This window comes from Ornithinibacter sp. (assembly GCF_035443565.1).
GTDB lineage: Bacteria > Actinomycetota > Actinomycetes > Actinomycetales > Dermatophilaceae > Fodinibacter.
Map to the genome: position 1 here is coordinate 1 of NZ_DAORSO010000409.1, position 1,143 is coordinate 1,143.

The 1,143-nt window shown below is 69.9% G+C and carries 1 protein-coding gene; it reads right to left on the reverse strand.

Annotation, left to right across the window (positions count from 1 at the left end; genetic code table 11):
- Window positions 1-7: 7 nt before the first annotated feature.
- Entirely contained in the window at window positions 8-1,000 is a 993-nt protein-coding gene (locus tag PLL68_RS15575) for a tyrosine-type recombinase/integrase (protein ID WP_324535652.1), read from the reverse strand.
- Between the last annotated feature and the right edge of the window lie 143 nt (window positions 1,001-1,143).

Below are 1,143 nucleotides of genomic sequence, written 5' to 3' on the forward strand. Positions count from 1 at the left end.
GGGGTGCTCACGGTTCCTCCTCGTGCAGGCCATCGAGGATGGCCATCGCCCGCTGGTACTCCCCGGCGAGCCAGTCGTTGGACAGGTGCAGGTACACCCGGGTGGTTTCGATCGAGGCATGCCCGGCCTGGGCCTGGATCGCCTCGAGCGCCATCCCGGCCTCACGCAGCCGGGTGAAGCAGGTGTGCCGCAGCTCGTGGCAGGACGCATGCGTCAGCCCGGCCCGGCCCCGGGCGCCGGCCATAACCTCATCGAGCCCGGCCGCGGTCAACGGCCGCCCACGGTTGGGTCCCTTCAGAACCACGAAGACGTGGTCGTCGATCGCCTCGGTAGGCCGCTCCCTGCCCAGGTAGGACGCGAGGGTGGTGAAGAAGACGTCGGCGACCGGGACGAGGCGTTGATGCCCGCCCTTGCCGTCCGCGACGAACACCCGCCGGTCCCCGACCTGCACGTGCTCGAACCGCAGCCCGAGGACCTCGCATCGGCGCAGCCCGCCGTGGACCATCAACGCAACCATCGCCCGGTCCCGGTCGGTACGCAGCGCCCCGGTCAAGGCGTTCACCTCGGCCGGGGCCAGCACGCGCGGCAGCTTGCGCGGTGCCCGCACCAGTGGCGCCCCACGCCGCCCGCCGTGGCCTCGCCCGTCAGGCCGGGCATGACGTGCACCCAGGCTGCGCGGGACGGGGTTGCGGTCACAGATCCCACGCAGGAACAGGTAGTCGAACAGCGAGGACACCGTGGCCAGCCGCCGCTTGATCGTCGCCGCGGCCAAGCCGGCCTCGCCATCGGCGAGGCGGATCACGTTGCCACCACGACGAGGCGAACGCTGGGCCTCAATGAAGGACAGCACGTCCGTGACGGTGACCTCCTGCGGCGCCTTGGGCACCATCGTGAAGAAGACCTTCAGGTCGAACACCTGCGCCGTCAGAGTGTTCGACCGCACCCGGGCCGCGGTGAACCGCAGGTACTCATCGACCAGCGGATGACCCAAGCTCGGCACGCTTCCCACCGGGCGCACCAGGCACGGCATGAATGACCCGAAATCAGACGTCGCAACCTCCTCGACGGATGTCTCAGCACGAGCCTCCACCCGCGGCTGGGAACCGCCCGGGACCAACGCGCCGATCACCTACATATCAAGCC